This window comes from Streptomyces sp. Edi2 (genome assembly GCF_040253635.1).
GTDB lineage: Bacteria > Actinomycetota > Actinomycetes > Streptomycetales > Streptomycetaceae > Streptomyces.
Map to the genome: position 1 here is coordinate 8,746,426 of NZ_JBEJGX010000003.1, position 26,308 is coordinate 8,772,733.

A 26,308-nucleotide genomic window follows, 5' to 3' on the forward strand; every position below is an offset into this window, starting at 1 on the left:
CCCGGACACGGCACAGCGCAACGCCGGGGCCGCCGGTCACCTACCGCGCTCCACCACCGATCCGACGGACCCCACATGAGCACATCCACCGACGCGAGCACAGTCATCGGCGAGGCCAGACCCGCCGGTGACGGCACCTCCACCGAGGCGAGTGACGCCCTCGGCGCAGCCGCCGTCACCGACGAGGGCACGGCCGTCGGCGCGGGCACGGTCACGGGCGAGCCCGCACCCGTCGCTGCGGACACCCCCGCCGAGGAGGACGGGGCCGCCACGGAGGACGGGGCCACCGAGCCGGAGGGGGCCACCGGCGAGAGCGCGGTGGCCGGGGATGCTGCGGACGCGGGCGAGGGCACGGCCGTCGATGACGCCGCGCCGGGCGCCGAGGGGATGCCGCTCGACGGCCTGCCCGCCTCCTGGCTGCGTATCGAGAAGGGCCGTGCCGAGCCCGAGGACATCGCGGCGATCAGCGTCGTGCTGTGCGCACGACTCGCCGGTCTGCGCGCCCTCGCCGAGCCCGGCCACGCCGAGGAGCGGTCGGCCGGCCGACGGCACCGCGCCCGGCACACCGCATGCTGGTCGGGCTGCTGGAGCTGCAGCTGAACCTCGGGCGGGCGCACTTCCGGCTGAGCCTCGGGCGGGCGCACCTCCGGCCGGTGAATCCCGCCCGGCAGCCGACAGGAGGCAGTCGGCTCCGCCCGTCACGTCCGGTTCTCCCGCGCCCCCTTCTCCCGCGCCCCCTTCTCCCGCGCCCCCTTCTCCCGCGCCCCGTTCTCCCGCGTCCGGTGCTCCGCCCGGCCAGTGCCCGGGATGCAGCGTGCGGCGAGGGCCGCCGCGACGAGGAAGCCCGCGGCACCGAGGCCCACCGCGGTGTGCAGGCCCGGCACGAGACCGGTGGCCACCAGCGTGCCGAAGAGCGCGACGCCGAGGGCGCTGCCGATCTGCCGTGCCGCGTTGAACACGGCGGCCGCGGCACCGCTGCGCTCGCCCGGCGCGGCCTCCATCACGGCCGCCGTGGAGGCCGGCATGGTCAGCGCGGTACCGAAGCCGGCGCAGGCCATGGGCGCCACCAGCGCGAGGTACGGGGTGCCAGGGCCGGCCACGAGCCAGCCGGCCAGTCCGGCCGCGCCCACCACCAGGCCCGCCACCATGGGCAGCCGCGGCCCGGTGCGGGCGGTGATCCGTCCGGCCAGCGCGGAGCCGGCCGCCACCACTCCGACCGCGGGCAGCAGCGCGCATCCGGTCCGCAGGGCGCTGTAGTGATGTACCCCCTGGAAGTACAGCGGGGCGAGGAACAGCAGCCCGTAGAAGCCGGTGTTGAGCAGCACGCCGATGACCGCCGAGGCCGAGAAGGCGCGGGCGCGGAAGAGTGAGAGCGGCAGCATCGGGGCGGGCGAGCGCCGCTCCAGCACCAGGAACGCGACGAGTCCGACGAGGCACCCCGCGAAGGCGCCGAGGACGGCCGGATGCGTCCAGTCCAGCGCCCCGGCCTCGATGCATCCGGTGACCAGGCCCGCCAGGCATCCCGCCCCCGCGGTCTGGGCCGGGAGGTCCAGGCCCCGGCGGGTGCGGCCGGCGGGGGAGCGGGGGACGTGACGGGAGGTGAGGAACAGTGCGGTGAGGCCGACGGGGAGATTGAGGAAGAACACCGACCGCCAGCCGAGCCCGGCGACCAGGACGCCGCCCAGGACGGGACCGGCCCCGGCGGCGAGGCCCGCGACGGTGCCCCAGATACCGAACGCGCGGGCCCGCGCCGCCCGGCCGGGGTACGCGGTCCGCAGCAGTGCCAGTGAGGCCGGGACCATCAGCGCCGCGCCCAGCCCCTGCACGAGCCGGGCCAGGACCAGCACCGTGGCGGTGGGCGCCAGCGCGCACCCGGCGGAGGCGAGGGTGAACACCACCAGGCCGCTCAGGAGCACCGCCTTGCCGCCCAGCCGGTCGCCGAGTCCGCCGCAGAAGAGCAGCAGCCCGGCGAACACCAGGGTGTAGCCGTCCACCACCCATTGGAGCCCGGTCACCCCGGCGTGCAGGGCGGTGCCGACCGCCGGGAGAGCGACCGTGACGACGGTGACGTCCAGGATGACCATGAAGTACCCCAGGCACACGGCGACGAGCGGCAGCGGCGTGAGCCGGTCCGCGGTCCGTGGTGCCGTGGTGGGTGCGCAGAGCGTGGGCATACGGCCAGTGTTCTGCCGGATCCTTACGGCAGACGCCGAAATGTTCTCGCGCCAGGGGGAGACGCCCGCCAAGGAGAGACACCCCCTCGGGCCCGGCCGGAGCGGGAGGACGCTTCGCCCGCTGCCGAAGTGTGAGCGGCGTACCGTCGCGGATATGGACACCCCGACCGAGACCGACGTGGCCCACGTCGCGGCGGCGATCGGTGACCCCTCCCGCGCCAAGGTGCTGCTGGCCCTCGCCGGGGGTGGCGCGCTGCCGGCCAGTGCCCTCGCCGCCGAGGCCGGGGTCAGCAACTCCACCATCAGCGGGCATCTGGCCAAGCTCCTCGACGCACGGCTGCTGACCGTCGAGCTCGACGGCCGCCACCGCTACTACCGGCTCGCCACCACGGACGTCGCCCGCGCTCTCGAACAGCTCGCCCTGATCGCCCGGCCCCTGCCGGTGCGGTCCCTGAACGCCGACACCCGCGCCAAGGCCCTGTGGCGCGCCCGCCTCTGCTACGACCACCTGGCGGGGCGGCTCGGCGTCGCCGTGATGAGCGCCCTCCAGGAGCGGGACATCCTCGCCGCCGAGCGGACGGTGCGGAGCGGGGGCGCCACGGCCCCGGACGCTAATGCCGCTGCCACGGATCTCGTCTACGTCCTCACTCCGCACGGCCGCCGGGAGCTGACCGCCTTCGGTGTCGGGACGGACCGCCTCCCCCGCCGCCGGGCGTCCGTCCGCTACTGCGTCGACTGGGCCGAGCAGCGCCACCATCTGGCGGGCGCACTCGGCGCCGCGCTCACCGCCCGGCTGTTCGCCCTGGAATGGCTCCGTCACGGGAAGTACCGCCGCGTCGTCCATCTCACCGAGGCCGGGCGGGAGGGTCTGGCGACCACGTTCGGCGTCCCGGTCGACCGGGACGGATGAGGGAGCCGCGGGGCGTCCGTGACGGAACGGGGCGCACCCTCCGGTGCCCCTTCATTGCGCTGCGTGTTCGTCCGATGCGCTGTGTGCAGGAAGTGTCCGCAGGTGGAACGGAAGATTCCTCTTCGGCGCTCGTCGAGTAGGGTCCGGCGAGCCGGAACAGTGAATCAAGGAGGCCGCTTTCGTGACGGAGCGTCAGGTATCAGGTGGGGGCGACGGGGCCGGCGCCCCACAAGTGCTGGCGCAGGAGCGCCGATTGCGCCGCGACCTGGGCTTCTGGGGGCTGACGGGCATCGGTTTCTCCAATATCGTCGGTTCCGGCTGGCTGTTTGCCGCCATGTATGCGGCACAGACCGCCGGCCCTGCGGCGCTGCTGTCCTGGGTCGGGGCCGGCCTGCTGTGCGGCCTGGTCGCCCTGGTCATGATCGAACTCGGCGCCAGCCGCCCCGAGGGCGGCGGCACGGTCCGCTGGCCGCTGTTCGCCAGCGGCCGGCTTGTCGGCACCCTCATCGGCTGGTCGACAATGCTGTCGGTGGGCGGCACCGCCGCCGAGATCAGCGCGATCATGCAGTACGCCGCGCACTACCTGCCGGGCATCTACAACGGCCAGACCCTCACCCTCGCCGGGCTGGCCCTGGCCACCGGGCTCAGCATGGTGCTGACGGTGCTGAACTGGTTCGCGGTGCGGATGTTCGCCCAACTCAACAACCTGATCTCGGTGTTCAAGATCCTCGTCCCGGTGATCACCGTGGTGGCACTGATTGCCTCCGGCTGGCACTCCGGCCGCCTGACGGACCACGGGGGCTTCGCACCGTACGGCTATGTCGCCTGTCTGACCGCGCTGGCCGGCGGCGGCATCGTCTACTCCGTCAACGGTTTCCAGGCGCCGCTGGACTTCTCCGGCGAGACCCGCAACCCCCGCCGGACCATCCCCGCCGCGGTCCTCACCGGCATCGGCCTCGCCGTCGTCATGTACCTGGCGCTGCAGCTGGCGTTCCTCTTCACCGTCCCCGAGCATCTGCTCGGCCACGGCTGGCAGGGGGTCTCCTTCGACTCGCCGTTCGGCCAGCTCGCGCTGATCCTCAACCTGCACTGGCTCGCCAGCCTGCTCTACGCGGACGCGGTGATCTCGCCCGGTGGTTCGGCCTACGTCGGCGTGGCGATCGACGCGCGGCACACCTACGCGCTCGCCAAGAACGGCACCATCCCCCGGTACTTCATGAAGGTCAACGAGCGGTTCGGTATCCCGCGCCGGGCCCTGGCGATCAACCTCCTCGTCATCGTGATCTTCCTGCTCCCGTTCGGCGGCTGGCAGGACATCGTGAGCGTCATGGGCGATATGTACCTGCTGATCTATGCCGCCTCCGCGGTCGCGGTCGCCGTGTTCCGCGCCGAGCCGGGCGGCCACACCGCCGGCTGGGTCCCCGGGCTGCGCTGGATCGCACCGCTCAGCTTCGTGGTGGCCAGCGAGTTCGTCTACTGGTCGGGCTGGGACGACCTGCGCCTCGCCCTGCCCCTCGTCCTCGGCGGCCTGCTGATCTTCCTGGCCATGCGCCGCCCCGGCGTCCGCGTCGAGGACGACGGCGCCGGCCCGAGCCGTCCGCTCGGTGCCGAACTCCGCACCGGTGCCTGGCTGGTGGTCTACCTCGTCGCCCTGACCGTGGTCTCCGGACTGGGCACGTTCGGGGGCTCAGGGCATCTGCCGGCCCCGTACGACTCGATCACCGTGGCCGTCCTGGCGCTGGCGGTCTTCTTCTGGGCCGTACGGTCCGGCGTCCGGCACCTGGCGGTGGCCCGCCCGGCGGCCGCCTGAGTCCGGCCGCGGGGCGGGGCTGCGGGCCGGACGACCCGGCAGTCCCGATCGTCCGGGCGGCCGCCCGCCCCGTCGCCCCGCCCCGCGGCCGTCAAGCGGAAGTCCTCCCGCAGAAATAAGATGAATCGGGAGAGGCGGGCTCCACCGGAGCCCCGTCAGGCCAGGTCAGGCGGCCACCGCGGACTGCCGTACGGAGCACGCTCCCTGGCGGGCACACCGATGCACCTGGGAGCGGCCCATGCTGCGGCGTCGTCCCCCGCGGTCGGCGAGCGCCGACGACCTGCTGAGCACGCTCGGACGGCTGACCGCCCAGGCGCGGGAGGGCGCCGAGAAGCAGCGGGCGCGCGTGGAGCTGGCCGAGGCGCTGCAGCGCGAGATGCTGCCGGCCGCGCTGCCGGGGGTACCGGGGCTGCGCGCCGCCGCCACCTACGTTCCCGCCCGGCACGGACTGGACATCGGGGGCGACTGGTACGACGGCTTCCGCCTGTCCGACGGGGCGCTCGCCTTCTGCATCGGTGATGTGCAGGGCCACGACGTCGAGGCGGCCGCCTTCATGGGGCAGATCCGCTTCGGGCTGCGGGCCGTCGCCGGCCATGCCGCCGACCCGGGCGAGGTGCTGAGCCGGGCCAACGACCTGCTGGTCTCGGTCGACTGCGGGCTCTTCGCGACCTGCACCTTCGTCCGCTTCGACCCCGTCGCCCGGGATCTGTGCAGCGCCCGGGCCGGTCATGTACCGGCTGTCTGGGCCACCACCGACGGCCGCTCCGGCCTCGCCGACGACCCCGGGGGCCTGCCGCTGGGCATCATGCCGGGCGAGCGGTACCCGGTCACCCGTCACCGGTTCGCCACCCCGGGGGCGTTCGTGCTGCTCACCGACGGCGTGGTCGAGGGACCGTCCTTCCCGATAGAGGCGGGGCTGACACAGGTGACCCGCCTGGTCAGCGCCAACGCCGACGGCGATCCGGCCACGGTGGCCGATGTGGCGATCAGCGTGGCCGAGTTCACCGGGCACACCGATGACTCGGCGGTGCTCGTACTGCGCTTCGACCCGGCCCCGCCCGGAGCCGGGTGAAGCGCGGCCCGGGCGTGCGTGTCGCAGCCGGCGCCCGGCCCCCGGCGTTGTCTGATGGCTCATGTGGTGCGCACCGAGGAACTCCGCCGTCTTGCACCAGTCGCCCTGACGATCCTCGGCCTCGCCGGCGTCTACTACGCGTCCGCCCGGATCGGCCTGCTGGAGCAGGTGGTCATCTCGGGCGCCGTGGTCACGCCGCTGTGGCCGCCGACGGGTATCTCCCTGAGCTGTCTGCTCCTCCTGGGCCTGCGGACCTGGCCGGGCATCGCCCTCGGCACCCTCGCGGTCGTCGCCACCATCAACCCGCTCGACGTCTCGGTCCTCGGGATCATGGCGGGCAACACCCTGGCCCCGGTGTGTGCCTTCTGGATGCTCCGGCGGGTGGGATTCCGCACCGCACTCGACCGGCTGCGCGACGGGGTGGCGCTGGTCGCCCTCGGCGCCTTCGCCGGGATGCTGATCAGCGCGACGCTGGGCACCGGGACGCTCTACCTCAAAGGCGCCCTGCCGGCCGGCGGCTTCTGGCGGACCTGGGCGGCCTGGTGGGTGGGCGATGCGATGGGCATCCTCGTCATCACCCCGCTCCTCCTCGTCTGCCGCACGATCCGCTGGCCCCGCGGCGTCCCCGGCTACCGGTGGGCGGAGGCGGCCGCCCTGCTGGTCGTCACGGTCGCGGTCGCGGTCATCGCGATCCGCAGCGAGCTCTCGCTGCTCTTCCTGGTCTTCCCGGTGATCGTCTGGGCCGCGCTGCGCTTCCAGCTGGCGGGCGCCGCGCCCTGCGTGCTGCTGGTGTCCGTCCTGGTCATCAGGGCGGCGACGGCCCGGACCGGACCCTTCGAGGGCCAGAGCCTGCTGGAGGCGATGGTCAATCTGCAGGCCCTTAACGCGTCCGCGGCGCTCACCGCGCTGCTGCTGTCGGCGATCGTCACCGAGCAGAACACCATCCGCCGCAAGATCGAGCAGGCCTGCGGCGAACTGGCCGACGTGGTGGACCGGCTGGCACCGGGGGAGAGCCGGCGCCGCTGGCCGCCGGACGGTGACCCCACCTGACCCGGCGCCCGGTGACCACCGAAGGGCCGCGCCGCCCGGCCGGCCCGGCAGCAGCTGCGCCCTCAGCCCGCCAGCAGCTGCCCCAGGTCGTACCCCACCGGCTCCTCCAGCTGGGCGTAGGTGCAGCTCTCCGGCGTACGGTCCGGACGCCAGTGACGGAACTGGGCGGTATGGCGGAACCTGCTGCCCTCCATGTGGTCGTAGGCGACCTCGCACACCCGGTCCGGGCGCAGCGGCACCCATGACAGGTCCTTGCCGCCGCTCCAGCGGCTGGGCCCGCCGGGCATCCGCCGGGTGGCATGCGCCGCCTCGTCGGTCCACGCGCCCCATGGATGGCCCGAGACCTCGTCCATCAGCAGCGGCGCCAGCTCCTCGACCAGCGCACGCCGCCTGGCCATGGGGAACGAGGCGCACACCCCGACGTGCTGCAGCTGCCCGTCGCCGTCGTACAGGCCGAGCAGCAGGGATCCGACCACCGGCCCGCTCTTGTGCAGCCGGTAGCCGGCGACCACGCAGTCCGCGGTCCGGGCATGCTTGATCTTGAACATGGCACGGTCGCCGGGCCGGTACGGCAGATCGAGCGGCTTGGCGATCACCCCGTCCAGACCCGCCCCCTCGAACTGGGTGAACCAGCGGCGCGCCAGCTCCTGATCCGTTGTCGCCGGCGCGATATACACCGGCGCACGGGCCGGCCGCAGCGCCTCGACCAGGGCTTCCCGGCGCGCCGACTGCGGCTCGTGCAGCAGCGCGCCGGAGCCGAGCGCCAGCAGGTCGAAGGCGACCAGCGAGGCGGGCGTCCGCTCGGCGAGGGTGCGGACCCGGGAGTCGGCAGGGTGGATGCGCTCCAGCAGCTCCTCGAAGTGCAGCCGGCCGTCATGGGCGATGACGATCTCGCCGTCGACGACGCAGCGCGGCGGCAGCTCGGCCCGTGCCGCGGTGACCACCTCGGGGAAGTAGCGGGTGAGCGATTTCGTCGTACGGCTGGCGATCTCGACCTCCTCGCCGTCCCGGAAGACGACGACGCGGAAGCCGTCCCACTTGGCCTCGTAGAGCATGCCGGCGGGGATGCCGGTCACCGGCTTCGCGAGCATGGGGGAGACCGGGGGCATGACGGGCAGGTCCATGGTCCCGATCCTGAGGGCCTGCGCCGTATCCCGCGCGCCGGGACGGCCGCTCCTGCGGAGGCCGGCCGCCGCCTCGCCCGGCGCGCGGCGGCGGCGCCCGGAATCTAGCGTGGAGTCATGGCCGGAGCCGGAGCTGTCGAACTGGACGTCGCGGGGCGCACCGTGCGCGTGTCCCACCCCGACAAGACGTATTACCCGGAGCGCGGATTCACCAAGCTGGACGTGGCGCAGTACTACCTCGCCGTCGCCGACGGGGTGCTGCGCGGGCTGCGCGACCGGCCCACCACCATGCAGCGCTTCCCCGACGGCGTCGAGGGCGAGTTCTTCTACCAGAAGCGGGCGCCCAAGGGCATGCCGGACTGGCTGCCCACCGCCCGTATCGCCTTCCCCAGCGGCCGTTTCGCCGACGAGATGTGCCCCACCGAGCCCGCGGCGGTCCTCTGGGCGGCCAACCTGGGGTGTCTGACGTTCCATCCATGGCCCGTCCGTCGCGGTGACACCGAGCACCCCGACGAACTGCGCATCGACCTCGACCCGCAGCCCGGCACCGACTTCGCGGACGCCGTCCGGGTGGCCCACCTCCTGCGCGAGCTGCTGACGGAACACGGGCTGCGCGGCTGGCCCAAGACCTCCGGCGGCCGCGGCGTGCACGTCTATGTGCCGATCCGCCCCCACTGGACCTTCACCGAGGTCAGACGGGCCGCGATCACCCTGGCCCGGGCGCTGGAACGCCGGATGCCGGACCTGGTGACCTCGGCATGGTGGAAGGAGGAGCGCGGCGCGAAGGTCTTCGTCGACTACAACCAGATGGCCCGCGACCGGACCATCGCCTCCGCCTACTCGCTGCGCGCCCGGCCCCGGGCGACCGTCTCCACCCCACTGCGCTGGGACGAGCTGTCCGACGCCGCGCCCGAGGACTTCGATCTGCGGACGGTCCCCCCGCGGTTCGCCGAACTCGGCGATGTGCACGCGGACATGACGGACCACGCCTTCGGCCTGGAATCCGTCCTGGACCTCGCGGACCGTCAGGCGGCGGACGAAGGGCTCGGGGATATGCCCTATCCGCCCGACCATCCGAAGATGCCGGGGGAGCCGTCCAGGGTCCAGCCGAGCCGCGCCCGCAAGAACTGAAGCCGGCGCGCTGGAGCCGTGCGCCGTGCGCCGGCACCGGGCCGATCCGCCGGAGGCCGAGCAGCAGCAGCCCGAGCTCCAGGAGCTTCTGGACCCAGGACTCCGCCTCGCGGAGAGGGCGGGCCGCCGCCCGGCCGCACGCCGGCGACGAACGTACCGTCATCGCGGCGTACTTCGAGCACCCGGGCCATGTCTCCCATCAGGGCTTTGACCAGCTTGCTTTGCCGATCCATTGCCTCTATTGGAGCAATTCTTGGGGCCGTTGGAGTGGCTGTCCGCCGTGTCTGCTGGGTTTGCGGCGGGGCGCGGTACTCATCAAATGTCAGATTTCCTGCCAAACAGGAGAAACGCAATGCGCAAGTTCATAGGCCGCTCCGTGGCCACCGCGGCCCTTGCCGCCGCTACCGTCGTCCCGCTCGCCGGCATGGCTTCGGCCACCCCGCAGGCGCCGACCTCATCGTCCAAGGGCGACCACCACGGTCGTCACCACCACGGTCGTCACCACCACAGGCACCACTGCAACCACCATGGCGGCTTCGACCGTTTCGGCTTCGGCGGCCTCGGTGGCCTTGGCGGCTTCGGCGGTCTCGGCGGCTTTGGCGGCTTCGGCAACTACGGCGGCTTCGGCGGCTGTGGCTACGGCAACTACGGCTACGGGTTCGGGGGCTTCCCCTTCGGTCTGCTGGGCATCCTCTGACGGCAGTGGTACCGACAGGCCGCCGCAGCCCCCGGCTGCGGCGGCTCGTCGCTGTCAGCCCAGGGCGCCGGCCTCCTGTTCGGCCCGCCGGCGCAGCTCCTTCTTGTCGGGCTTTCCGGCATCGGTCAGCGGCAGTGCCTCGACGAAGGTGATCCGGGCGGGCTCGTACATCGCACCGCGCTCCGCGCAGACCATCTCGCGCAGCTGCTGCCCGTCGACGCTGCTGCCGGGCGCCCGCACCACCGCCGCGTGCACCCGCTCCATGCGGTCGGCGTCACGGACCCCGAACACGGCGCTCTGCAGTACCTGCGGGTGCGAGTTCAGCAGGTCCTCCAGCTCCGTCGTGTACACATGGCCGCCGACGACGACGATCATGTCCTTGATCCGGTCGACGATGGTCAAGTACCCCTCGTCGTCGAGGAATCCGATGTCCCCGGTGTGCAGCCAGCCGTCCCGCAGGACCTCGGCGGTCAGCCCGGGCTGCTTCCAGTACCCCTTCATGATCATGTCGGAGCGGACGCAGATCTCGCCGTGTTCACCGGCCGGCTGATCGCGGCCCGATTCGTCGCGGACCGCCACCTCGACCTCGGGCAGCACCTTCCCCGCCGATCGCAGCCGCTCGGGGCGCTGCGGGTCGTGGTCCTCCTGGGTGAGCACGCTGATGCCGCCGGCCTCGTTCTGCCCGTATCCCTGCATCAGCACCGGGCCGAACGTCCTGACCGCGTCGGCTATCCGGGCCGGGGAGGCCTGGCAGCCGCCGTAGGTCAGCATCCGCAGGCTGGAGGTGTCGGTGTGCTGGGCATCCGGGTGGTCCATCAGCTGGTAGAGCAGCGGCGGCAGCAGGAAGACATCGGTGATGCGCTCGCGTTCGATGGCGGCGAGCGCCGTGCCCGGGTCGAAGTCGTCGAGCAGTACGACCGTGCCGCCTGCGTGCAGCGTGCTGTCGGCCATCAGACCCGCGGCGTGTGCCAGGGTGGTGCACACCAGCTGCCGGCGCTCGGTCTCCGGCTGCTGGAGCACCCCGTGGAACCAGCGTGCCTGCTCGAAGGTGGTGCAGATGCCCTTCGGGTGGCCGGTGGTGCCGCCGGTGTGGCGGATCGTGCAGACGTCGTCGGGCCGGGCCCGGCTCGCGAACGGCTCGTCGGGCTGGCCGGCCACCAGCTCCAGCAGATCCGTGCCCACCTTGGCGGGGCCGAGGACGAGGACTTCCGGCACCGGCGCCAACTCGGTGACCTCGGCGGCCCGTTCGGCATAGCGCGGATCGACGATCAGGGCGTGGGTCTCGACATCGCGGACGATGGCGGCCTGGGACTCCGCGGACAGCTTGTTGTAGAGGTAGTTGACCCGGGCGCCGACCAGGTTGGCCGCGTAACGGGCTGCGATGATCTCCGGGAGGTTGCCGCTCAGCAGCGTGACGGTCGTTCCGCGGGCGACGCCCCGGGCGCACAGGGCGCGTGCCATGCGGTGGACCAGTGAGCGGAACTCGCCCGCCGTGACGCGGCGGCCTTGGTGTACCAGGACTTCGCGCTCCGGGGCGGCGCTAAGTGCATCGAGGTTCTCCTCTACATAGGTGCGGAATGTCCGGGCGGCGATGGGCATGATGGGAGGCTTCCTCCTGACGCCGGCGGGCGCAGTGGGCTACGCCGGATGCGATGTACATAGATTTGGTTGCTACAGGCAACCAAATCTCAGGATAACGCTGCAGATCAACATCTCCAACTCGGTGTCCACGTCGGTGTGCACGCCCGTTTCCAGGTCGGACAGGGACGTGAGGAGAGCCCTTGGCGGGTTCACCGGGGCGCCCGCCGTGCGCTGCCCGGTCACCGCTCCACAGGCCCGCCTCGCAAGCGCGTCCGAAATCATCGCACTGAATATCGTCAACACGGTCGCCCACCTGGGAACAGCGACGGATAATGCTCGCTCGCGCACGGGTCGGCGATGCCCTGCGGATCTCGCTCTCCCTGCGGGTCCGTCCCGTGTCGAGAGATGATGGAAAGCAACGGAAGCACAGCGAGAACCGGCCGATGTACGGAGAGCGCCACGGCTGTCGGTCCGCGATGACCGGCGGAAGGAGTGCCTGGATGGGTGCGACCGACGCGTTCCCCGAGGGTGCTGCCCCGGTCGGGGCCACACCGGGGCAGCCCGGCGGCCTGCTGGATGTGCTGGGCGTGGCCGCCGTGATGCTGGATGCGGACGGGCGGATCACCCTGTGGAGCCCCCAGGCCGAGCAGCTCTTCGGCTGGAGCGCGAAGGAGGCGCTGGGCCGGCCCGCGGCACAGCTGCTGGTCGGACCGGAGGACTTCGACTTGGTCCTGGGCCTCTTCTCCCAGGTCATGGCGGGCGGCGAAAGCTGGGCAGGGGTCTTCCCCGTCCAGCACAAGGACGGCAGTACCCGGCTCGTCGAGTTCCGCAATATGCGGCTGCTGGACGAGCGCGGTGAGTCCTACGCCCTGGGCATCGCCACCGACCAGGCCGTGCTCCGGCGGGTCGAGCGGGATCTGGCGCTGTCCGTACGCCTCGTCGCCCAGTCACCGATCGGCCTGGCGGTCCTGGACACCGCGCTGCGCTTCGTCATGGTCAATCCGGCCCTGGAACGCATCAACGACCTGCCCGCCGACCAGCACATCGGTCACGACGTCCAAGAAGCCCTGTCCTTTCTGGACACCGGCTCCATCGTGTCCCAGATGCGCGAGGTGCTGGACACCGGGACCCCGCTGCTCGACCAGTTCACCGTCGGCCGCACCGCCGCCGATCCCCACGCCGACCGGGCCTGGTCGGTGTCGTACTACCGGCTGGAGGACGCCCACGGCCGGGTGCTGGGGCTGGCCACGTCCATCGTCGACGTCACCGAGCAGCACCGCGCCGCCACCGAGGCCGCCCGCGCCCGCAGGCGGCTGGCCGTCATCGCCGACGCCTCCGCCACCGTCGGTACCACCCTCGACGTCGACCAGACCGCTCACGAACTGGCCGACGTCATCGTGCCCGAGTTGGCGGACCTGGCCGCGGTCGACGTCCTTGACGCCGTGCTCGACGGCCGGCGCCCGACCTCGCTCTCCCGTGGCGGTCCGGCCCGCTTCCGGGCGCTCGCCGTGGCCACGGCCTACAACACCGAGGCGGTCCGCGCTGCCGACCCCACCGGCCAGATCGCCTCCTATGAAGCCGACCGGCTGATCACCCGCTGTGTGACCGAGGCCCGCCCGGTGCGCCTTCCGCACGTCGGCCCGGACGATCTGCCGCACATCGCCCCGGACCAGCAGGGCGCCGCCCTCCTGGGCAAGGCCGGGCTGCACTCCTACCTCGCCGTACCGCTCATCGCCCGCGGCGAGGTCCTGGGCGCGCTGTCGCTGTACCGCGTCCGCAACCCGGAGCCCTTCGACGAGGACGATGCGGTGCTCGCGGTCGAGCTGGCCGCCCGGGCCGCGGTCTGCATCGACAACGCCCGCTCCTACCAGAGCGAACGCCGCACCGCGCTCACCCTCCAGCGCCATCTGATGAACCACCGGCCGCCGCAGCCCACGGCCATGGAGATCGCCTACCGCTACCAGCCCGCCCAGGCGGCCAGTGAGGTCGGCGGTGACTGGTTCGACGCCATCCCGGTGACCGGCGACAAGACCGCGCTGGTGGTCGGCGACGTCATGGGCAGCGGCATCAACGCCGCCGCCACCATGGGCCAGTTGCGCACCACCACCCGCGCGCTGGCCGACCTCGACCTCGATCCGGCCGAAGTGCTCCGCCACCTCGATCACATCGCCGGCGGTCTGGATCCGGCCTTCGCCACCTGTCTGTACGCCGTCTACGAGCCGGCCCGCGCCCTGTGCCGGATCGCCGTCGCCGGGCATCTGCCCCCCATCGTGGTGCGCCCGGACCGGCCGCCCGAACTGCTGGATCTGCCCACCGGTGCGCCGCTCGGCGTCGGGGGTGTCCCTTTCGAGCAGACCACGGTTCCGCTCCGTGACGGCGACCTGCTGGTGCTCTACACCGATGGGCTGATCGAGACCCGGGACCAGCCCATAGACGAGCGGCTGGACACCCTCCTGGAGCTGCTGGCGGAGCCCGAGCGGGATCTGGAGGGGCTGTGCGACCGCCTCCTCGCCGCACTGCGCGATGAGCACGACCACGACGATGTCGCGCTGCTCATCGCCCGGGTGCATGCGCTCGGGGACTGACCGCGCGGCAGCGGGTTTCGGCGGAACCACAACGGATTCGGCGGTGGGGAGTGCGAGGCCGCACTGCCCATTCCCACGCGAAATCCGCTGGTCTTCCATGGATATCTCGTGGATAAGCGCTCCGATGGCCTTGGTGAGCTTCGGATTTCGTTGCCCGAAGGCCTTAACAAGACCTTGACGTGAGTCGTCGGCAGGGGTTGTATTCGGTCACCAAAGCGACACCTGAGGATGTCCGGGTTCAGATCGCTTTGCGGTGTTCTTCCGTCAAGACGCCACCCCTTCCTGCCGCCAGCACCGATGGGATACGGATACCGATATGCCCTACACGCCTGTTGCCTCCGCAGCTCCTGAGCGGGACACCCGCAGTGCGACGGTGAAAGACACCTCCGGCGCCCCCCAGCTCACCCGGTCGATCGGTGTGGTCGGCGGCACCCTGCTCACGCTGTCCTGTCTGACCCCGGCATCCTCGCTCTTCGTGATCGTGCCGGACTCGTTCGCCACCCTGGGCACGGGCACCGCGCTGACCATCGCCGTCGCGGCACTGCTGTGTATCGGGGTGGCCTTCACCTACTCCGAGCTCGGCACGCTGATACCGAGCTCCGGCGGTGAGTACGCGATGGTGGGCACGCTCATGGGCCGCCTCGCCGGGTGGCTGGTTTTCATACTCTCGCTGATCGTCGTCATGATCGTGCCGCCCATCATCGCCCTGGGCACCGCCGACTACCTGGCACCGATCATCCAACTGGATCCGCAGTACACCGCCGCCGCCGTCATGCTGCTGGCCACCGCCATGGGTCTGCTTGATCTGCGCGCCAATGCCTGGATCACCGGCATCTTCCTGGTGCTGGAGGTCGTCGCCTGTGCGGTGGTCGCCTTCCTCGGCTTCACTCACACCCACCGGTCCGCGTCCGTGCTCGTGCACCCCGTGATCGACGCCGGACACGGCCACAGCACCGCCGTCACCGCAGGTCTCATCGTGGCCGGGCTGGCCACCGCGCTCTTCATCCTGCAGGGCTTCTCCACCGCGGTGTACCTCGCCGAGGAGATGGAGAACCCCCGTCGCAACGTCTCCCGTACGGTGCTGTGGACCCTCGGCATCGGCGCGGCCGTGGTGCTGGTCCCGGTGGTCGCGATCACCCTCGGCGCCCCCGACCTGAAGACTCTCGGGGCCGGTGACGTCGCCGGCATGGTGCAGGACTGGAGCAATTCGGGCGTCGGTACGTTCGTCAGCCTCTGCATCGCCCTGGCGATCATCAACGCGGCGATCGTGATGGTGATCCAGAACTCCCGTGTGGTGTTCTCCTCGGCGCGTGACGCGGCCTGGCCGTCGGCCGTCAACCGCGTCTTCTCGCACGTCGGCCGGCGCTTCGGCTCCCCCTGGGCGGCCACCCTCGCGGTGGGTGTCCCCGGCGCGGCCCTGTGCTTCGTCAACCTCGACACCCTGAGCGAGGTCACCGGCGTGGCCGTGGCCGCGATGTATGTCTTCGTCGCCCTGGGCGCCCTGGTTTCGCGCCGCGGGGAGCACAAGCACCGGCCGGCCTGGCGGATGCCGCTGTGGCCCGCGGTCCCGGCGCTGCTGATCGTGGTGCTGGCCTGGGTGCTCTACCAGCAGAGCACGACGAGCCTGGTCATCACCGGCCTCATCGTGGCCGTCGCCGCGCTGTACTGGGTGTGCTACCTGCGCCCGCGCCAGGACACGCACTGGGTGATCGCGGTCCCCGAGGACGAGGAAGCTGCCGCACAGGCGCCGTCCGCGACCTCGATGCCTGCGTAGGGCCCGGCCTCGCTGCCCGCGTAGGGCCCCGAAGCCTCACCACCGCCCGCCCGGGTCTTTACTCGTGCGGGCCTTCGCTTTCTAGCGGCCGGCGGGCCGGGAGAGCGCGAGCGCGTCCAGCAGGAGGCATACATGGTCGACGGCGTCCCGTCCGGCCGGGGCCTCGGCCGCCGGTCCCTCGTCGAGCAGCCCGGCGGTCTCCGCCAGCAGCTTCAGCAGCCGCTCGTCCGCGTCGGCCGACGTTTCCGCGTGCGCCAGGGCGGACCGGATCTGCTCGCCCGTGAGCGGCTGACCGGTTTCGAGGAAGCGGTACAACGCCACGGCGGCTCGCCGGTCGGCGTCGTTCGGCTTCCACAGTCCGAGCGCGTGGTGGTCGATGAGCGCGGCCGCCTCGGCTCGGATCTCCTCGGGAACATGCATGCCCACGAACGTCTCATACCGCCTCGGCGGGCCGGATGGCGTCGCGGGGGTCCCGCTGCCGCCCGCCGGCCGGCTCCCTTTCCCGGGCGTGCGGGGCTGACCAGGCACGTTGCGTCCGCCTCCGGCTCACCCGACCGGCAGATGCCCGTCGGACAAGCGGCCGGGCCTGTGGGAAGAGTTACATGAACCATGCACGCTCTGGGCGATTTGTTCCCTACGGGGTGGCGCGATGAGGCCGCCGCGTATGTCCCCTTCGTCGGAGAGGTTCGCATATGCGCAGCAGTAAAACCTACCCGAGGGTCTTCCCGCCCTCTGGCGCCCGGCCCCGGATCACGGGACCATCCTCGAAAAGCCCGTGAGGCCGCCCGGCGCAGCGCGGGCCCTGACTGCTGCTGCGCTCCGCATCGTGCGGCTCGCCCACCGTATGCGGGAGGTGTAGAAAGAGGACATGGCCGGACGCTACGGCCGCCCGCGTTCGGTTCTCAGGATGCGAACTGTCGCAGGTCAGGTCTTTCTCCTGCAGGTGGCGATCGTGGTGTTGCTCGTCGCCGCCGCCATCGCGGCGCTCGTGCTGCAGTCCAGGGCCGACGGCGACCGCGAGGCCCGCAACAGATCCGTCGCCGTGGCGGAGGCCTTCGCGAATGCGCCGGGCATCGAGGAAGCACTGAAAAGCGCCAATCCGACGCTGGTGCTGCAGCCGCGGACCGAGGCCGCGCGCAAGCGCTCCGAGGTCGACTTCATCGTCGTGATGAACACCCAGGGCATCCGCTACACCCACCCGATCCCCAACCGGATCGGCAAGAAGTTCGTCGGAACACTGCAGCCGGCGCTGTCCGGCGGGGTGGTCACCGAGCGGATCACCGGAACCATCGGGCCCCTCGTCCAGGCCGTGGTGCCGGTCTTCGGCCACAGCGGCAAGGACAAGGGAAAGGTCGTCGGGCTGGTCTCCGCCGGGATCACCGTCAACCGGGTGAGCGGCGTGGTCGACGACCAGTTCCCCCTGCTGTTCGGTGCCGCCGCCGGCGTTCTCCTGCTCACCACCGGCGGTACGGCGCTGGTGAGCCGCCGCCTGCGGCGCCAGACCCATGGCCTGGGCCCCGCCGAGATGACGCGGATGTACGAGCATCACGACGCGGTGCTGCACGCCGTACGCGAGGGCGTGATCATCGTGGCCGGCGACGGCTGCCTGCTGCTCGCCAACGACGAGGCACGCCGGCTGCTCGACCTGCCGCCGGACGTCGAAGGACGCCAGGTCGGCGATCTCGGACTCGACCCGGCCACCGCCCACCTGCTGGCCTCAGGGCGGGCCATCACCGACGAGGTCCACCCGGTCGGCGAGCGGCTGCTGGCGATCAACCAGCGCTCCACGGACCAGGCGGGCGGACCACCCGGCAGTGTGACGACGCTGCGGGACACCACGGAGCTCCGGGCGCTCACCGGTCGGGCCGATGTGGCCCGGGGCCGCCTGAAGCTGCTCTACGACGCCGGCACGGAGATCGGCACCACGCTCGACGTGGTGCGCACCTGCGAGGAGCTTGCGGAGTTCGGCGCGACCCGGTTCGCCGACGTCGTCACCGTCGACGTGGCCGAGGACGTGCTGATCGGCGAGGAGCCCACCGCCCCCACCGGCGCGGCCATCGAGATGCGGCGGACGGCCACCAGCGGCGCCCCGGCCGACAGCGGCCTCTACCCCGTCGGCAAGCTGATCCGGTTCGAGCCGGCCACCACCCTCGGCGCCAGCCTCACCAGCGGAAAAGCCGCCCTCGAAGCGGATCTGGCGGCGTTCTCCGGCTGGCATCTGCAAAGTCCGGGACGGGCCAGGAAGATCGTCGCGCACGGTATCCATTCGAGGATCGCGGTCCCGATGCGGGCCCGCGGGGTCATCCTCGGGGTGGCGATCTTCTGGCGCTCGCACAAACCGGAACCGTTCGAGGACGAAGAGCTCTCCCTCGCCGAGGAGCTGGTCGCCCGCGCCGCGGTCAGCATCGACAACGCCCGTCGCTACACCCGCGAGCACACCATGGCCGTCACCCTGCAGCGCAGCCTGCTGCCGCGCGGACTGCCCGAGCAGAACGCCGTGGAAGCCGCCTTCCGCTATCTGCCCGCACAGGCCGGGCTCGGCGGGCTCGGCGGCGTCGGGGGCGACTGGTTCGACATCATCCCGCTGCCCGGTGCCCGGGTGGCGCTCGTCGTCGGCGATGTCGTCGGGCACGGACTGCACGCCGCCGCCACGATGGGCCGGCTGCGCACCGCCGTGCACAACTTCGCCAACCTGGACCTGCCGCCCGACGAAATCCTCTGGCACCTCGACGAACTCGTCACCCGTATCGACCAGGACGAGAGCGCCGAGGAGGCCGAGGGCTCGGTCACCGGAGCCACCTGCCTCTACGCGATCTACGACCCGGCGTCCGGGAACTGCACCATGGCGCGCGCCGGGCACGTCCAGCCCATGTTCCTGCTGCCGGACGGCACCGCGGAGGTCGCCGAGGTGCCCGGCGGACCGCCCCTCGGCCTGGGCGGTCTGCCGTTCGAGACCTGGCAGCGGCAACTGCCCGAGGAGACCCGTCTGGTGCTGTTCACCGACGGGCTCGTCGAGGACCGGGACCGGGATCTCGACGAGGGCATGGCGCTGCTGAGCCGTACGCTGTCCGACCGGCCGGGCCGGACACCGGACGAGACCTGTGAGGCGGTGCTCGGTGCGCTGCTCCCGGAGCGCCCCAGCGATGACATCGCGCTGCTCGTGGCCCGTACGCGGGTGCTGGACACCGAGCACGTTGCCGACTGGGACGTGCCGCCCGACCCCTCGGCCGTGGCCCAGATACGGGCCGCTGCGGTCCGGAAACTGATCGAATGGGGCCTGGCCGAGGCGGCGTTCACCGCCGAGCTGATCCTCAGCGAGCTGGTCACCAACTCCATCCGGTACGCCGCGGGGCCCATCCGCGTACGGCTGATCCGTGACACCGCCCTGATCTGCGAGGTCTCCGACCGCAGCAGCACCTCTCCGCATCTGCGGCAGGCCGCCTCGATGGACGAGGGCGGCCGCGGCCTCTTCCTGGTCGCCCAGCTGGCGGAACGCTGGGGGACCCGCTACACCACCGGCGGCAAGGTGATCTGGACGGAGCAGGCGCTCACCGGCCTCGATCTGGTCGCGGAGGAGACCGACGGCGGGGATGCTTGAGCCGAGGGACGGACGAGTCCGGGGGCCCGAGCGAGCGCCTGAGGAGGCCGTGATGGATTACCCGCTGCTCAACGCCTTCTGGACCATGTGCCTGATCTTCTTGTGGGTTCTGTGGCTGATCCTGCTGTTCCGGATCATCGGCGACATCTTCCGCAGCCATGACCTCAACAACTGGGCCAAGACGGGGTGGCTGGTCCTGGTGATCGTGCTGCCCTTCCTGGGCGTCTTCATCTATGTCATCGCGCGGGGCCACGGCATGAGTGAACGGGAGGTCACGCAGGCCGAACGACAGCAGAAGCAACTGCGGGCCTACCTCCAGGACACCGCCGCGACCGGTGACGCGGCGGGTGGGCATGCGGACGCCCTGGCGAAGCTCGCCGACCTGAAGAACCACGGCGACATCACGGAGGAGGAGTTCCAGAAGGCCAAAGCGAAGATCCTCGCCTGACCGCGGCCCCGCCCCCCCCGGGCGGGTGGCGCCCGCCGGGGGCTCCTCGACCGGCTGCCCGACTGCTAACCTCGAATTGCGCGAAACACGCAACTTCCAGGGGGCGTCGAGCGCAGGGCGCCCGGCAGGCGACGGCAGGCAGAGGCGGGCAGCGAAGTGACCAGTGGAGAGCGCTCGGCCACCCGGCACCGGCGGGAGCAGATGGTGGAACTCCTCGGTGCCGGCGACCTCAGCGTGCACGATCTCGCCGCCGAGTTCGGCGTCTCGCTCTCCACCGTCCGCCGGGACCTCGCCACCCTCGCCGCGCTCGGCCGGGTCACCCGCACCTACGGCGGCGCGGTCGACCACCGGGCGGTGGAGCGCTCCTGGCACGACAAGGAACGCGAACAGCGGGGCGAGAAGGGTGCCATCGCCCGCACCGCCGCCGCGCTGGTCCGGGCCGGCGATGTCGTCCTCCTCGACGCGGGCACCACCGTCGCGCGGCTGGCCCATGAGCTGCGGGACCGCGGCGACCTCACGATCGTCACCAACGGCCTTTCCACGCTCGTCGAGCTGGCGGACGCGGAGGTGGAGGTGGTGGTGCTCGGTGGCCGGCTGCGGCGCCCCAACGAGTCGCTGCTGGGCACCCGGACCGATCAGACGCTGCGCCGGCTCACCCCGGACATCGCCTTCCTCGGCGTCGACGGTCTCGACCCCCGGCGCGGCATCAACTGCCCCGATCCCGAACAGGCCGCGCTCAAGGAGACGATGGCCGAGTGCGCCAGGGCCGCCTGGGTGCTCGCCGACCACTCCAAGCTCGGCGGGAGCGGGAGCGGGAGCGGCGTCGGGGGATTCCCCTACTGGGCGGCGATGCCGGCCGGTACGGGCCTGATCTCCGGGGGCGGCGAGCGGGAGCTGGCCGCTTTCACGGACGCGGGATGGTCGGTGTGTGCCGCCGTGGACGGTGGTCCGGCGCCCGTCGGAAGCGCCCGAGCGCACACCTCTTGACAGTCCGTCCGACGGGTCGCCACTCTGAATTGCGTGAACCGCGCAATCAATAATGCGTGGTCCCGTCACTTCGGGGTGCGCAGACGCTCCCGGAGCCGACAGGAGGAGACCTCGTGGCCCAGGTGCTCGTCATCGCGGACGACCTCACCGGCAGCAATGCCACCGGCGCGCTCTATGCGCGACTGGGCCTGCGGGCGGTCACCGTCGGCGCCCTCGCCCAAGTGGAGCGCTACGCCGACCGGGTGGACGTTCTCGTCATCAACACCGCATCGCGGCACCGGCCCCCGGACCGCGCCGCCGCGGCCGTCCGGGCCGCCGTCAGGACAGCGGGCGCGGCACCCCTGATCGTCAAGCGCGTCGACACCACTCTGCGGGGCAACCCCGGCAGCGAACTCGACCCGCTGGTGGACGTCCTGGCCGCCCGGGAACCCGCGGCCAGGATCCGGACGCTGGCCGTACCCGCCTTCCCCGACGCCGGCCGCACCACGGTCGGCGGACTGCATCTGGTCGACGGCGTCCCGCTGACCCGTACGCCGGTGGCCCGCGACCCGTTCGACCCCGTCCGGCACTCCCGGGTCGCGGCCGTGCTCGGCGCGCAGAGCGGGCGCAGCACGGGCGAGCTCGCCCTGGACGTGGTGGAGCGGGGGCCCGACGCGGTCGCCGCGGCGCTGCGGGAGAGCCCGGCCGAGATCGTGGTCTGCGACGCCACCGAGAACGCACATCTGCGCACGGTCGCGAGGGCCGCCGCCCGCCTCGCCGCCGAGGACCGGACCCGCTGGGTCGCGCTGGACTCCGGCCCGTTCGGCGCCGCCCTCGCCGGTGAACTGGGCCTGCGGCCCGCAGACGGCGAGCCCGCCCGCATCCTGGCGGTCGTCGGCAGCGTCACCGACCGCACCCGCGCCCAGCTGACCCGCACGGAAACCGCGCTCGGCGCCCGCTGGGCCGATCTCGACCCCGCCGCCCCTGACCCCGACGCGGTACTGGCCCGGTTGCGCGCGGCGGCAGCGGAGGGCGCCACGTTGCTCGGCGTCCGGGTGGCCGCCGGCCCGCCGGCCCCCGCCACCGGATCCGCTGCCGGTTCCCCTGCCGAATCCGCCACTGCATCCGCTGCCGGTTCCCCTGCCGAATCCGCCACTGCATCCGCTGCCGGTTCCCCTGCCGAATCCGCCACTGCATCCGCTGCCGGTTCCCCTGCCGAATCCGCCACTGCATCCGCTGCCGGATCCGCTGCCGGGTCCGCCCCTCGCGCCGCCGCCCGCATCCTGCGCGCACTCGCCGAGATCGCCCGCCGCGCGGTCGTCGAGCTGTGCCCCGGCGGCCTGTACGCCTCCGGCGGCGATGTCGCCGCCGCGGTCACCTCGGCACTGGGCGCCGACGGCTTCGCCATCGAGACCGAGGTGCTGCCGCTCGCCATCGCGGGGCACCTGGTGGGCGGCCCGCACGACGGTCTGCTCTTCGCCACGAAGGGCGGTCTGATCGGCGGCCCCGACGCCGCCCGTGACTGCCTGGAACACCTGCGCGCGGCCTGCACCCGGCACACCCTCGGCCCCACCCTGAGCACGGCCTGAACACCACACCCCGAAAGGCGCTCCCATGACCCAGCCTCCGACCCGGTCTCAGCAGGCGACCGACGACCGGACGGCCGCCACCGGCCGTTCCGCCTCCGACGGCCCGCTGCCCCTCCTGGCGGTCACTCTCGGCGATCCCGTCGGAATCGGCCCCGAGATCACCGCCCGCACCCTCGCCGACCCGGCGACCAGCGCCCGCGGCCGCGGCCTCGCCGTCGGTGACGCCGCTGTACTGCGCCGCGCCGTCACGGTCTGCGGTCTGGACGTGAAGGTCAACGCGGTCGGCACGCCCGGTGAGGCACGCTTCGAGCCCGGCACCATCGATGTGCTCGACCTCGGGATCGCCCCCGCCGGCCTCCCGTGGGGGACGATCGACGCGGTGGCCGGCCGTTCCGCCGTGGCCGCGATCGAGGCCGCCACCAGCGCCGCGCTGGCCGGCGAGGTCGACGGCATCGTCACCTCACCGATCAACAAGGAGGCGATCTGGGCGGCCGGTTCACAGCACCTCGGCCACACCGAGATGCTGGGCGAACTCACCGGCGCCGCCCACTTCGACACCATGTTCGTGGTCCGCGGCCTCAAGATCTTCTTCACCACCCGCCATGTCCCGCTGCGCAAGGCGCTCGACCAGATCACCGAGGAGCGGGTCGCCGCGAGCATCCGTCACGCCGCCACCGCACTGCGCGTCTTCGGCCATGACGACCCGCGGCTCGCCGTGGCCGCGATCAACCCGCACGGCGGCGAGGGCGGCCACTTCGGCGACGAGGAGATCACCGTCCTGCGCCCGGCGGTGGAGAAGGCGGCCGCCGAGGGGCTGGGCGTCGTGGGCCCGATCCCCGCGGACTCGGTCTTCCACCAGGGCCTCGAAGGCCGCTTCGACGGCGTGCTGTCCCACTTCCACGACCAGGGCCATATCCCCGCCAAGACCGTCGACTTCGACGGCACCGTGTCCGTCACCGTGGGCCTGCCGATCCTGCGCACCTCCGTCGACCACGGCACCGCGTTCGACATCGCCGGCAGCGGCCGCGCCTCCCACGGCACGATGGCTGCTGCCTTCCGTGCCGCCGCCGGCTTCAGCCGTTTCACCGACCGGATCCGCGCCGCCTACGGAACGGCGGCCGACCGGTGACGGACACCGGCCCGCAGCCGACCCCGCAGTCGCCGCCCGCGGCACCCACGACGCCCGCGCCACCCACGACGCCCGCCAAGCGCTGGGTCTACGTCATCCCGGTCGCCGCGATCATGTACATGCTGGCGTACCTCGACCGGAACAACGTCTCCGTCATCCTCCCCTACATGCACGGCGATCTACGGCTGTCCAACACCGACAAGGGGATGGTCGGCGGGGTCTTCTTCCTCGGCTATGTCTTCCTGCAGATCCCGGCCGCGATCCTCGCCCAGCGCTGGAGCGCCCGTAAGACCGTCCTCCTCCTCATGCTGGCGTGGGGGGTGGCCGCGTCGCTGTCCGGTCTCGTGCAGACCAAGTCGCAGTTCTACGCGGCCCGTTTCGTGCTGGGACTCTTCGAGGGCGGCGTCTGGCCCGCCGTACTCATCCTGCTCGCCTCGTGGTTCCCGCTGCGGGAGCGGGCCCGGGCCAACGCCTTGTGGATGGCCTGTCTGCCGCTCGCCTCGGTCCTGATGGCACCGCTGTCGGGGTGGATGCTCGACCAGGGCAGCTGGCGCTGGGTGCTGGTGCTGCAGGGTGTCCCGCCCCTGGTGTGGGCGGTGGTCTGGTGGTTCGCGGTCGCCGACCGGCCCGCGCAGGCCCGGTGGATCTCCCGCGCGGAGGCCGGTCACGTGGAGCGCGCGATCGCCGCCGACGAAGCCGCCAAACCACCGGCGGGCAGCGGCTCGTACCTCGATGCGGTCAAGCAGAAGCCGGTCCTCGTCCTCATCGGCGTCTACTTCTTCTGGATCACCGGCTTCTACGGCTTCAATCTGTGGCTGCCGTCGGTCATCAAAGAGCTGACACACGACGGCTCGTCCACCGAGGTCGGACTGCTCACCGCGATCCCGTTCACCGTGGCACTGGCCGTGATGATCGCCAACGCCGCCTGGTCCGACCGCACGGGCCGACGACGCCAGGCGGTGGCCGTCCCGCTCGTCGTGGGCATCGCCGCACTGCTGCTGGGACAGGCCGTGGACGGCGCTCTGCCCCGGATGCTGCTGCTGTGTGTGACGGCCGCCGCGGTCTACGCACCGTACGGACCGTTCTGGGCGATCCCCGGCGAACTGCTGCGCTTCGAGGTGGTGGCCGTCGCCATGGGGCTGATCAACGCCCTCGGAAACCTCGGCGGATTCGCCGGGCCCTATCTGGTCGGCTGGCTGACCGACGCCACCGGCTCCAGCGTGACCGGCTTCGCGGTGCTGTCCGCCTTCCTCGCCGTGGCCGTGGCACTGGTGACCCTGGGCCTGCGACCGGGCATACGCCCACTACGGCGTACCTGACAGCCCCCAGCGCATTTCTTCCGTAGATATTTTGACGGGTAATCAGATTTAAAAGGGCGATTGCTGTGCCTTTCTCCGCTGTCCGTCATCACCTCGAACGGGCGACGCCTGTAAGGCAATTCCCGGCGCACCGGTCCGCGTCCAGGGGGCCGCTCGTCTTCGCGGCCGAACGACCCCCGCTGGCGGGGAACGGGCTCTTCCCGTAAGCGTGTTGGGGGTGTACACGCCCTGCGGGAGAAGCCCGTTCGGTGTCGGCCCGACCGGGTGCGCCCTTCGTGCGGACCGGGGAACGATTACTCCGACTCACGCAATTAACGATGGGTCAGGTTTTGGGAGGTTCTGTGAAGGTGATTCCTGAAAAGGTCGATATACCCCTTTGATCCTCCTGAGGAGCACACATGCGCATCCGCGCCGCGATCGCAGCCAGCGCCCTGGCCACCACTATCGTCATGGGCGGTGCGAGCGCCGCCCTGGCTCACGGCAAGGACCGCCACCACCACAACCACCACGGTCACTACGCCTCCTGCTGGCTCTCCGCGGGCGTCCTCGAGCACGTCGGCCCGGTCTTCAGCGAGGGCTGCGAGAACGGCGGCTGGGGCGGCGGCAACCGGCGGTAATCCCGAGCGCTGTCCAGCCGGTGCCGGCCGAGAGGACCAGGAGTCCGCTTCGGTCGGCACCGGCTGTATGTCCGGGCTGCTCGCCGGGCCCGGAGCCTGCGTCAGCCGGCCAGGAAGGCCGGCAGATCGGCGTGGAAGTCCGAGACATGGCCGCGGGGCCCGTTGAGGCGGCTGTTCCCCGGGCCCCTCAACAACGGTCGGTCGACGGGACGTTGCCCCGCCGTCTGCGGACGCTCGCGACCAGCCCCGCGCCGGCCAGCAGGGTCAGACCGGCCATCGTGCCGAAGCCCATGAACACCAGTGGCTTGGTCCACGTCGCCGCCTCGGCGGGCTTCGCGGCCGGCCGGGCGGCACGGCCCACCGTCGAGGCCGCGCCCGGCCCTGCGGTGGCGCACACGGTGACGGACACCGCGGCGAGCAGCGCGACGAGAAGAGCGATGGGGAGAGCGACGGGGAGGTGCCCACGGCAAAGACGGCTCAGCGGGCCCGGGGCGGGTGGTGCGGACATGCGATTCTCACTTCTCCGCCTCGACGGGGAGGCTGCTGGATCGAGGTTGCCGGATCCCAGCGTTTCCGGCCTCGGCCGGAAGAGCGTGTCGTGGGAGGCAGAAGAGTGAAGGCGACCGCCCATCCGGGTGGTGGCCGGCCCTGCGGGGCATCCTGGCGCCCCGGCCCTTCGCTCAACGAAGCGCTCTGGACGGGCCCGGCGCCGTGCCCTAGCGTCACAAGCCGGC

21 protein-coding genes are annotated in these 26,308 nt (G+C 71.9%); 16 read left to right on the plus strand and 5 right to left on the minus strand.

Going from position 1 to position 26,308, the window contains the following annotated elements; translation table 11 throughout:
* The first annotated feature begins 75 nt into the window (after positions 1 to 75).
* Positions 76 to 600 carry an acyl-CoA carboxylase epsilon subunit gene (locus ABR737_RS41860; protein WP_350256371.1) on the plus strand — a complete coding sequence of 175 codons (525 nt, stop codon included), beginning with the start codon at positions 76 to 78 and terminating at the stop codon, positions 598 to 600.
* A 98-nt stretch (positions 601 to 698) separates the two neighbouring features.
* Here ABR737_RS41860 and ABR737_RS41865 read toward each other — a convergent pair whose 3' ends face one another.
* Complete coding sequence (locus ABR737_RS41865; protein ID WP_350256372.1) at positions 699 to 2,174, minus strand: MFS transporter; 1,476 nt, start codon at positions 2,172 to 2,174, stop codon at positions 699 to 701.
* A 154-nt stretch (positions 2,175 to 2,328) separates the two neighbouring features.
* Here ABR737_RS41865 and ABR737_RS41870 point away from each other — a divergent pair, with 154 nt between their 5' ends.
* From ABR737_RS41870 to ABR737_RS41885, 4 genes are all read left to right on the plus strand, one after another.
* A complete protein-coding gene (locus ABR737_RS41870) occupies positions 2,329 to 3,084 on the plus strand; it encodes an ArsR/SmtB family transcription factor (RefSeq protein ID WP_350256373.1) in 756 nt (251 codons plus the stop codon).
* Positions 3,085 to 3,265: 181 nt separating this feature from the next.
* The gene (locus tag ABR737_RS41875) at positions 3,266 to 4,894 is read left to right on the plus strand and encodes an APC family permease (RefSeq protein ID WP_502964456.1); all 1,629 of its coding nucleotides are present in this window, start codon (positions 3,266 to 3,268) and stop codon (positions 4,892 to 4,894) included.
* A gap of 238 nt (positions 4,895 to 5,132) precedes the next feature.
* Positions 5,133 to 5,966: a PP2C family protein-serine/threonine phosphatase gene (locus ABR737_RS41880; protein ID WP_350256374.1), complete on the plus strand. Its 834-nt coding sequence runs from the start codon at positions 5,133 to 5,135 to the stop codon at positions 5,964 to 5,966.
* 63 nt (positions 5,967 to 6,029) lie between these two features.
* On the plus strand, positions 6,030 to 7,016 hold the full coding sequence (locus ABR737_RS41885; protein WP_350256375.1) for an MASE1 domain-containing protein: 987 nt from the start codon (positions 6,030 to 6,032) through the stop codon (positions 7,014 to 7,016).
* Positions 7,017 to 7,078: 62 nt separating this feature from the next.
* Here ABR737_RS41885 and ABR737_RS41890 read toward each other — a convergent pair whose 3' ends face one another.
* Complete coding sequence (locus ABR737_RS41890) at positions 7,079 to 8,140, minus strand: ATP-dependent DNA ligase (protein WP_350256376.1); 1,062 nt, start codon at positions 8,138 to 8,140, stop codon at positions 7,079 to 7,081.
* A 117-nt stretch (positions 8,141 to 8,257) separates the two neighbouring features.
* Between ABR737_RS41890 and ligD the strand changes: the two genes are divergently transcribed.
* Entirely contained in the window at positions 8,258 to 9,271 is a 1,014-nt protein-coding gene (gene ligD, locus ABR737_RS41895; protein ID WP_350256377.1) for a non-homologous end-joining DNA ligase, read from the plus strand.
* Between the two features lie 352 nt (positions 9,272 to 9,623).
* A complete protein-coding gene (locus tag ABR737_RS41900; RefSeq protein ID WP_350256378.1) occupies positions 9,624 to 9,968 on the plus strand; it encodes a hypothetical protein in 345 nt (114 codons plus the stop codon).
* Positions 9,969 to 10,022: 54 nt separating this feature from the next.
* Here the strand turns inward: ABR737_RS41900 and ABR737_RS41905 are convergent, their stop codons facing one another.
* Positions 10,023 to 11,567 carry an AMP-binding protein gene (locus ABR737_RS41905; protein ID WP_350256379.1) on the minus strand — a complete coding sequence of 515 codons (1,545 nt, stop codon included), beginning with the start codon at positions 11,565 to 11,567 and terminating at the stop codon, positions 10,023 to 10,025.
* A 482-nt stretch (positions 11,568 to 12,049) separates the two neighbouring features.
* Between ABR737_RS41905 and ABR737_RS41910 the strand changes: the two genes are divergently transcribed.
* A complete protein-coding gene (locus ABR737_RS41910; protein ID WP_350256381.1) occupies positions 12,050 to 14,134 on the plus strand; it encodes a SpoIIE family protein phosphatase in 2,085 nt (694 codons plus the stop codon).
* A gap of 316 nt (positions 14,135 to 14,450) precedes the next feature.
* Complete coding sequence (locus ABR737_RS41915; protein ID WP_350256382.1) at positions 14,451 to 15,908, plus strand: APC family permease; 1,458 nt, start codon at positions 14,451 to 14,453, stop codon at positions 15,906 to 15,908.
* An 81-nt stretch (positions 15,909 to 15,989) separates the two neighbouring features.
* Here ABR737_RS41915 and ABR737_RS41920 read toward each other — a convergent pair whose 3' ends face one another.
* Complete coding sequence (locus ABR737_RS41920; protein WP_350256383.1) at positions 15,990 to 16,328, minus strand: hypothetical protein; 339 nt, start codon at positions 16,326 to 16,328, stop codon at positions 15,990 to 15,992.
* A gap of 448 nt (positions 16,329 to 16,776) precedes the next feature.
* Here ABR737_RS41920 and ABR737_RS41925 point away from each other — a divergent pair, with 448 nt between their 5' ends.
* The 7 genes from ABR737_RS41925 (at position 16,777) to ABR737_RS41955 (ending at position 25,574) form a co-directional block, all read left to right on the plus strand.
* Positions 16,777 to 19,506 carry a SpoIIE family protein phosphatase gene (locus ABR737_RS41925; protein WP_350256384.1) on the plus strand — a complete coding sequence of 910 codons (2,730 nt, stop codon included), beginning with the start codon at positions 16,777 to 16,779 and terminating at the stop codon, positions 19,504 to 19,506.
* A 52-nt stretch (positions 19,507 to 19,558) separates the two neighbouring features.
* On the plus strand, positions 19,559 to 19,954 hold the full coding sequence (locus tag ABR737_RS41930; protein WP_350256385.1) for an SHOCT domain-containing protein: 396 nt from the start codon (positions 19,559 to 19,561) through the stop codon (positions 19,952 to 19,954).
* A gap of 156 nt (positions 19,955 to 20,110) precedes the next feature.
* Positions 20,111 to 20,941: a DeoR/GlpR family DNA-binding transcription regulator gene (locus ABR737_RS41935; protein ID WP_350256386.1), complete on the plus strand. Its 831-nt coding sequence runs from the start codon at positions 20,111 to 20,113 to the stop codon at positions 20,939 to 20,941.
* Between the two features lie 113 nt (positions 20,942 to 21,054).
* Complete coding sequence (locus tag ABR737_RS41940) at positions 21,055 to 22,509, plus strand: four-carbon acid sugar kinase family protein (RefSeq protein WP_350256387.1); 1,455 nt, start codon at positions 21,055 to 21,057, stop codon at positions 22,507 to 22,509.
* Between the two features lie 25 nt (positions 22,510 to 22,534).
* Positions 22,535 to 23,638 carry a 4-hydroxythreonine-4-phosphate dehydrogenase PdxA gene (gene pdxA / locus ABR737_RS41945; RefSeq protein ID WP_350256388.1) on the plus strand — a complete coding sequence of 368 codons (1,104 nt, stop codon included), beginning with the start codon at positions 22,535 to 22,537 and terminating at the stop codon, positions 23,636 to 23,638.
* Entirely contained in the window at positions 23,635 to 24,957 is a 1,323-nt protein-coding gene (locus ABR737_RS41950) for an MFS transporter (protein WP_350256389.1), read from the plus strand. Before pdxA ends, ABR737_RS41950 begins: the two co-directional genes overlap by 4 nt.
* Positions 24,958 to 25,355: 398 nt before the next feature.
* Positions 25,356 to 25,574, plus strand: a complete 219-nt coding sequence (locus ABR737_RS41955) for a hypothetical protein (protein ID WP_350256390.1) — start codon at positions 25,356 to 25,358, stop codon at positions 25,572 to 25,574.
* A gap of 187 nt (positions 25,575 to 25,761) precedes the next feature.
* On the opposite strand, the gene ABR737_RS41960 is transcribed toward ABR737_RS41955, so the two are convergent.
* Positions 25,762 to 26,082: a hypothetical protein gene (locus ABR737_RS41960; RefSeq protein ID WP_350256391.1), complete on the minus strand. Its 321-nt coding sequence runs from the start codon at positions 26,080 to 26,082 to the stop codon at positions 25,762 to 25,764.
* Positions 26,083 to 26,308 lie beyond the last annotated feature (226 nt).

What these genes read in the sequence shown, in the direction of transcription:
- ABR737_RS41915 (WP_350256382.1), top strand. Translation starts at nt 14,451, where the DNA reads ATGCCCTACACGCCTGTTGCCTCCGCAGCTCCTGAGCGGGACACCCGC.
- ABR737_RS41920 (WP_350256383.1), bottom strand. Translation starts at nt 16,328, where the DNA reads ATGCATGTTCCCGAGGAGATCCGAGCCGAGGCGGCCGCGCTCATCGAC.
- ABR737_RS41910 (WP_350256381.1), top strand. Translation starts at nt 12,050, where the DNA reads ATGGGTGCGACCGACGCGTTCCCCGAGGGTGCTGCCCCGGTCGGGGCC.
- ABR737_RS41890 (WP_350256376.1), bottom strand. Translation starts at nt 8,140, where the DNA reads ATGGACCTGCCCGTCATGCCCCCGGTCTCCCCCATGCTCGCGAAGCCG.
- ligD (WP_350256377.1), top strand. Translation starts at nt 8,258, where the DNA reads ATGGCCGGAGCCGGAGCTGTCGAACTGGACGTCGCGGGGCGCACCGTG.
- ABR737_RS41880 (WP_350256374.1), top strand. Translation starts at nt 5,133, where the DNA reads ATGCTGCGGCGTCGTCCCCCGCGGTCGGCGAGCGCCGACGACCTGCTG.
- ABR737_RS41860 (WP_350256371.1), top strand. Translation starts at nt 76, where the DNA reads ATGAGCACATCCACCGACGCGAGCACAGTCATCGGCGAGGCCAGACCC.
- ABR737_RS41955 (WP_350256390.1), top strand. Translation starts at nt 25,356, where the DNA reads ATGCGCATCCGCGCCGCGATCGCAGCCAGCGCCCTGGCCACCACTATC.
- ABR737_RS41865 (WP_350256372.1), bottom strand. Translation starts at nt 2,174, where the DNA reads ATGCCCACGCTCTGCGCACCCACCACGGCACCACGGACCGCGGACCGG.
- ABR737_RS41905 (WP_350256379.1), bottom strand. Translation starts at nt 11,567, where the DNA reads ATGCCCATCGCCGCCCGGACATTCCGCACCTATGTAGAGGAGAACCTC.
- ABR737_RS41900 (WP_350256378.1), top strand. Translation starts at nt 9,624, where the DNA reads ATGCGCAAGTTCATAGGCCGCTCCGTGGCCACCGCGGCCCTTGCCGCC.
- pdxA (WP_350256388.1), top strand. Translation starts at nt 22,535, where the DNA reads ATGACCCAGCCTCCGACCCGGTCTCAGCAGGCGACCGACGACCGGACG.
- ABR737_RS41930 (WP_350256385.1), top strand. Translation starts at nt 19,559, where the DNA reads ATGGATTACCCGCTGCTCAACGCCTTCTGGACCATGTGCCTGATCTTC.
- ABR737_RS41925 (WP_350256384.1), top strand. Translation starts at nt 16,777, where the DNA reads ATGGCCGGACGCTACGGCCGCCCGCGTTCGGTTCTCAGGATGCGAACT.
- ABR737_RS41960 (WP_350256391.1), bottom strand. Translation starts at nt 26,082, where the DNA reads ATGTCCGCACCACCCGCCCCGGGCCCGCTGAGCCGTCTTTGCCGTGGG.
- ABR737_RS41870 (WP_350256373.1), top strand. Translation starts at nt 2,329, where the DNA reads ATGGACACCCCGACCGAGACCGACGTGGCCCACGTCGCGGCGGCGATC.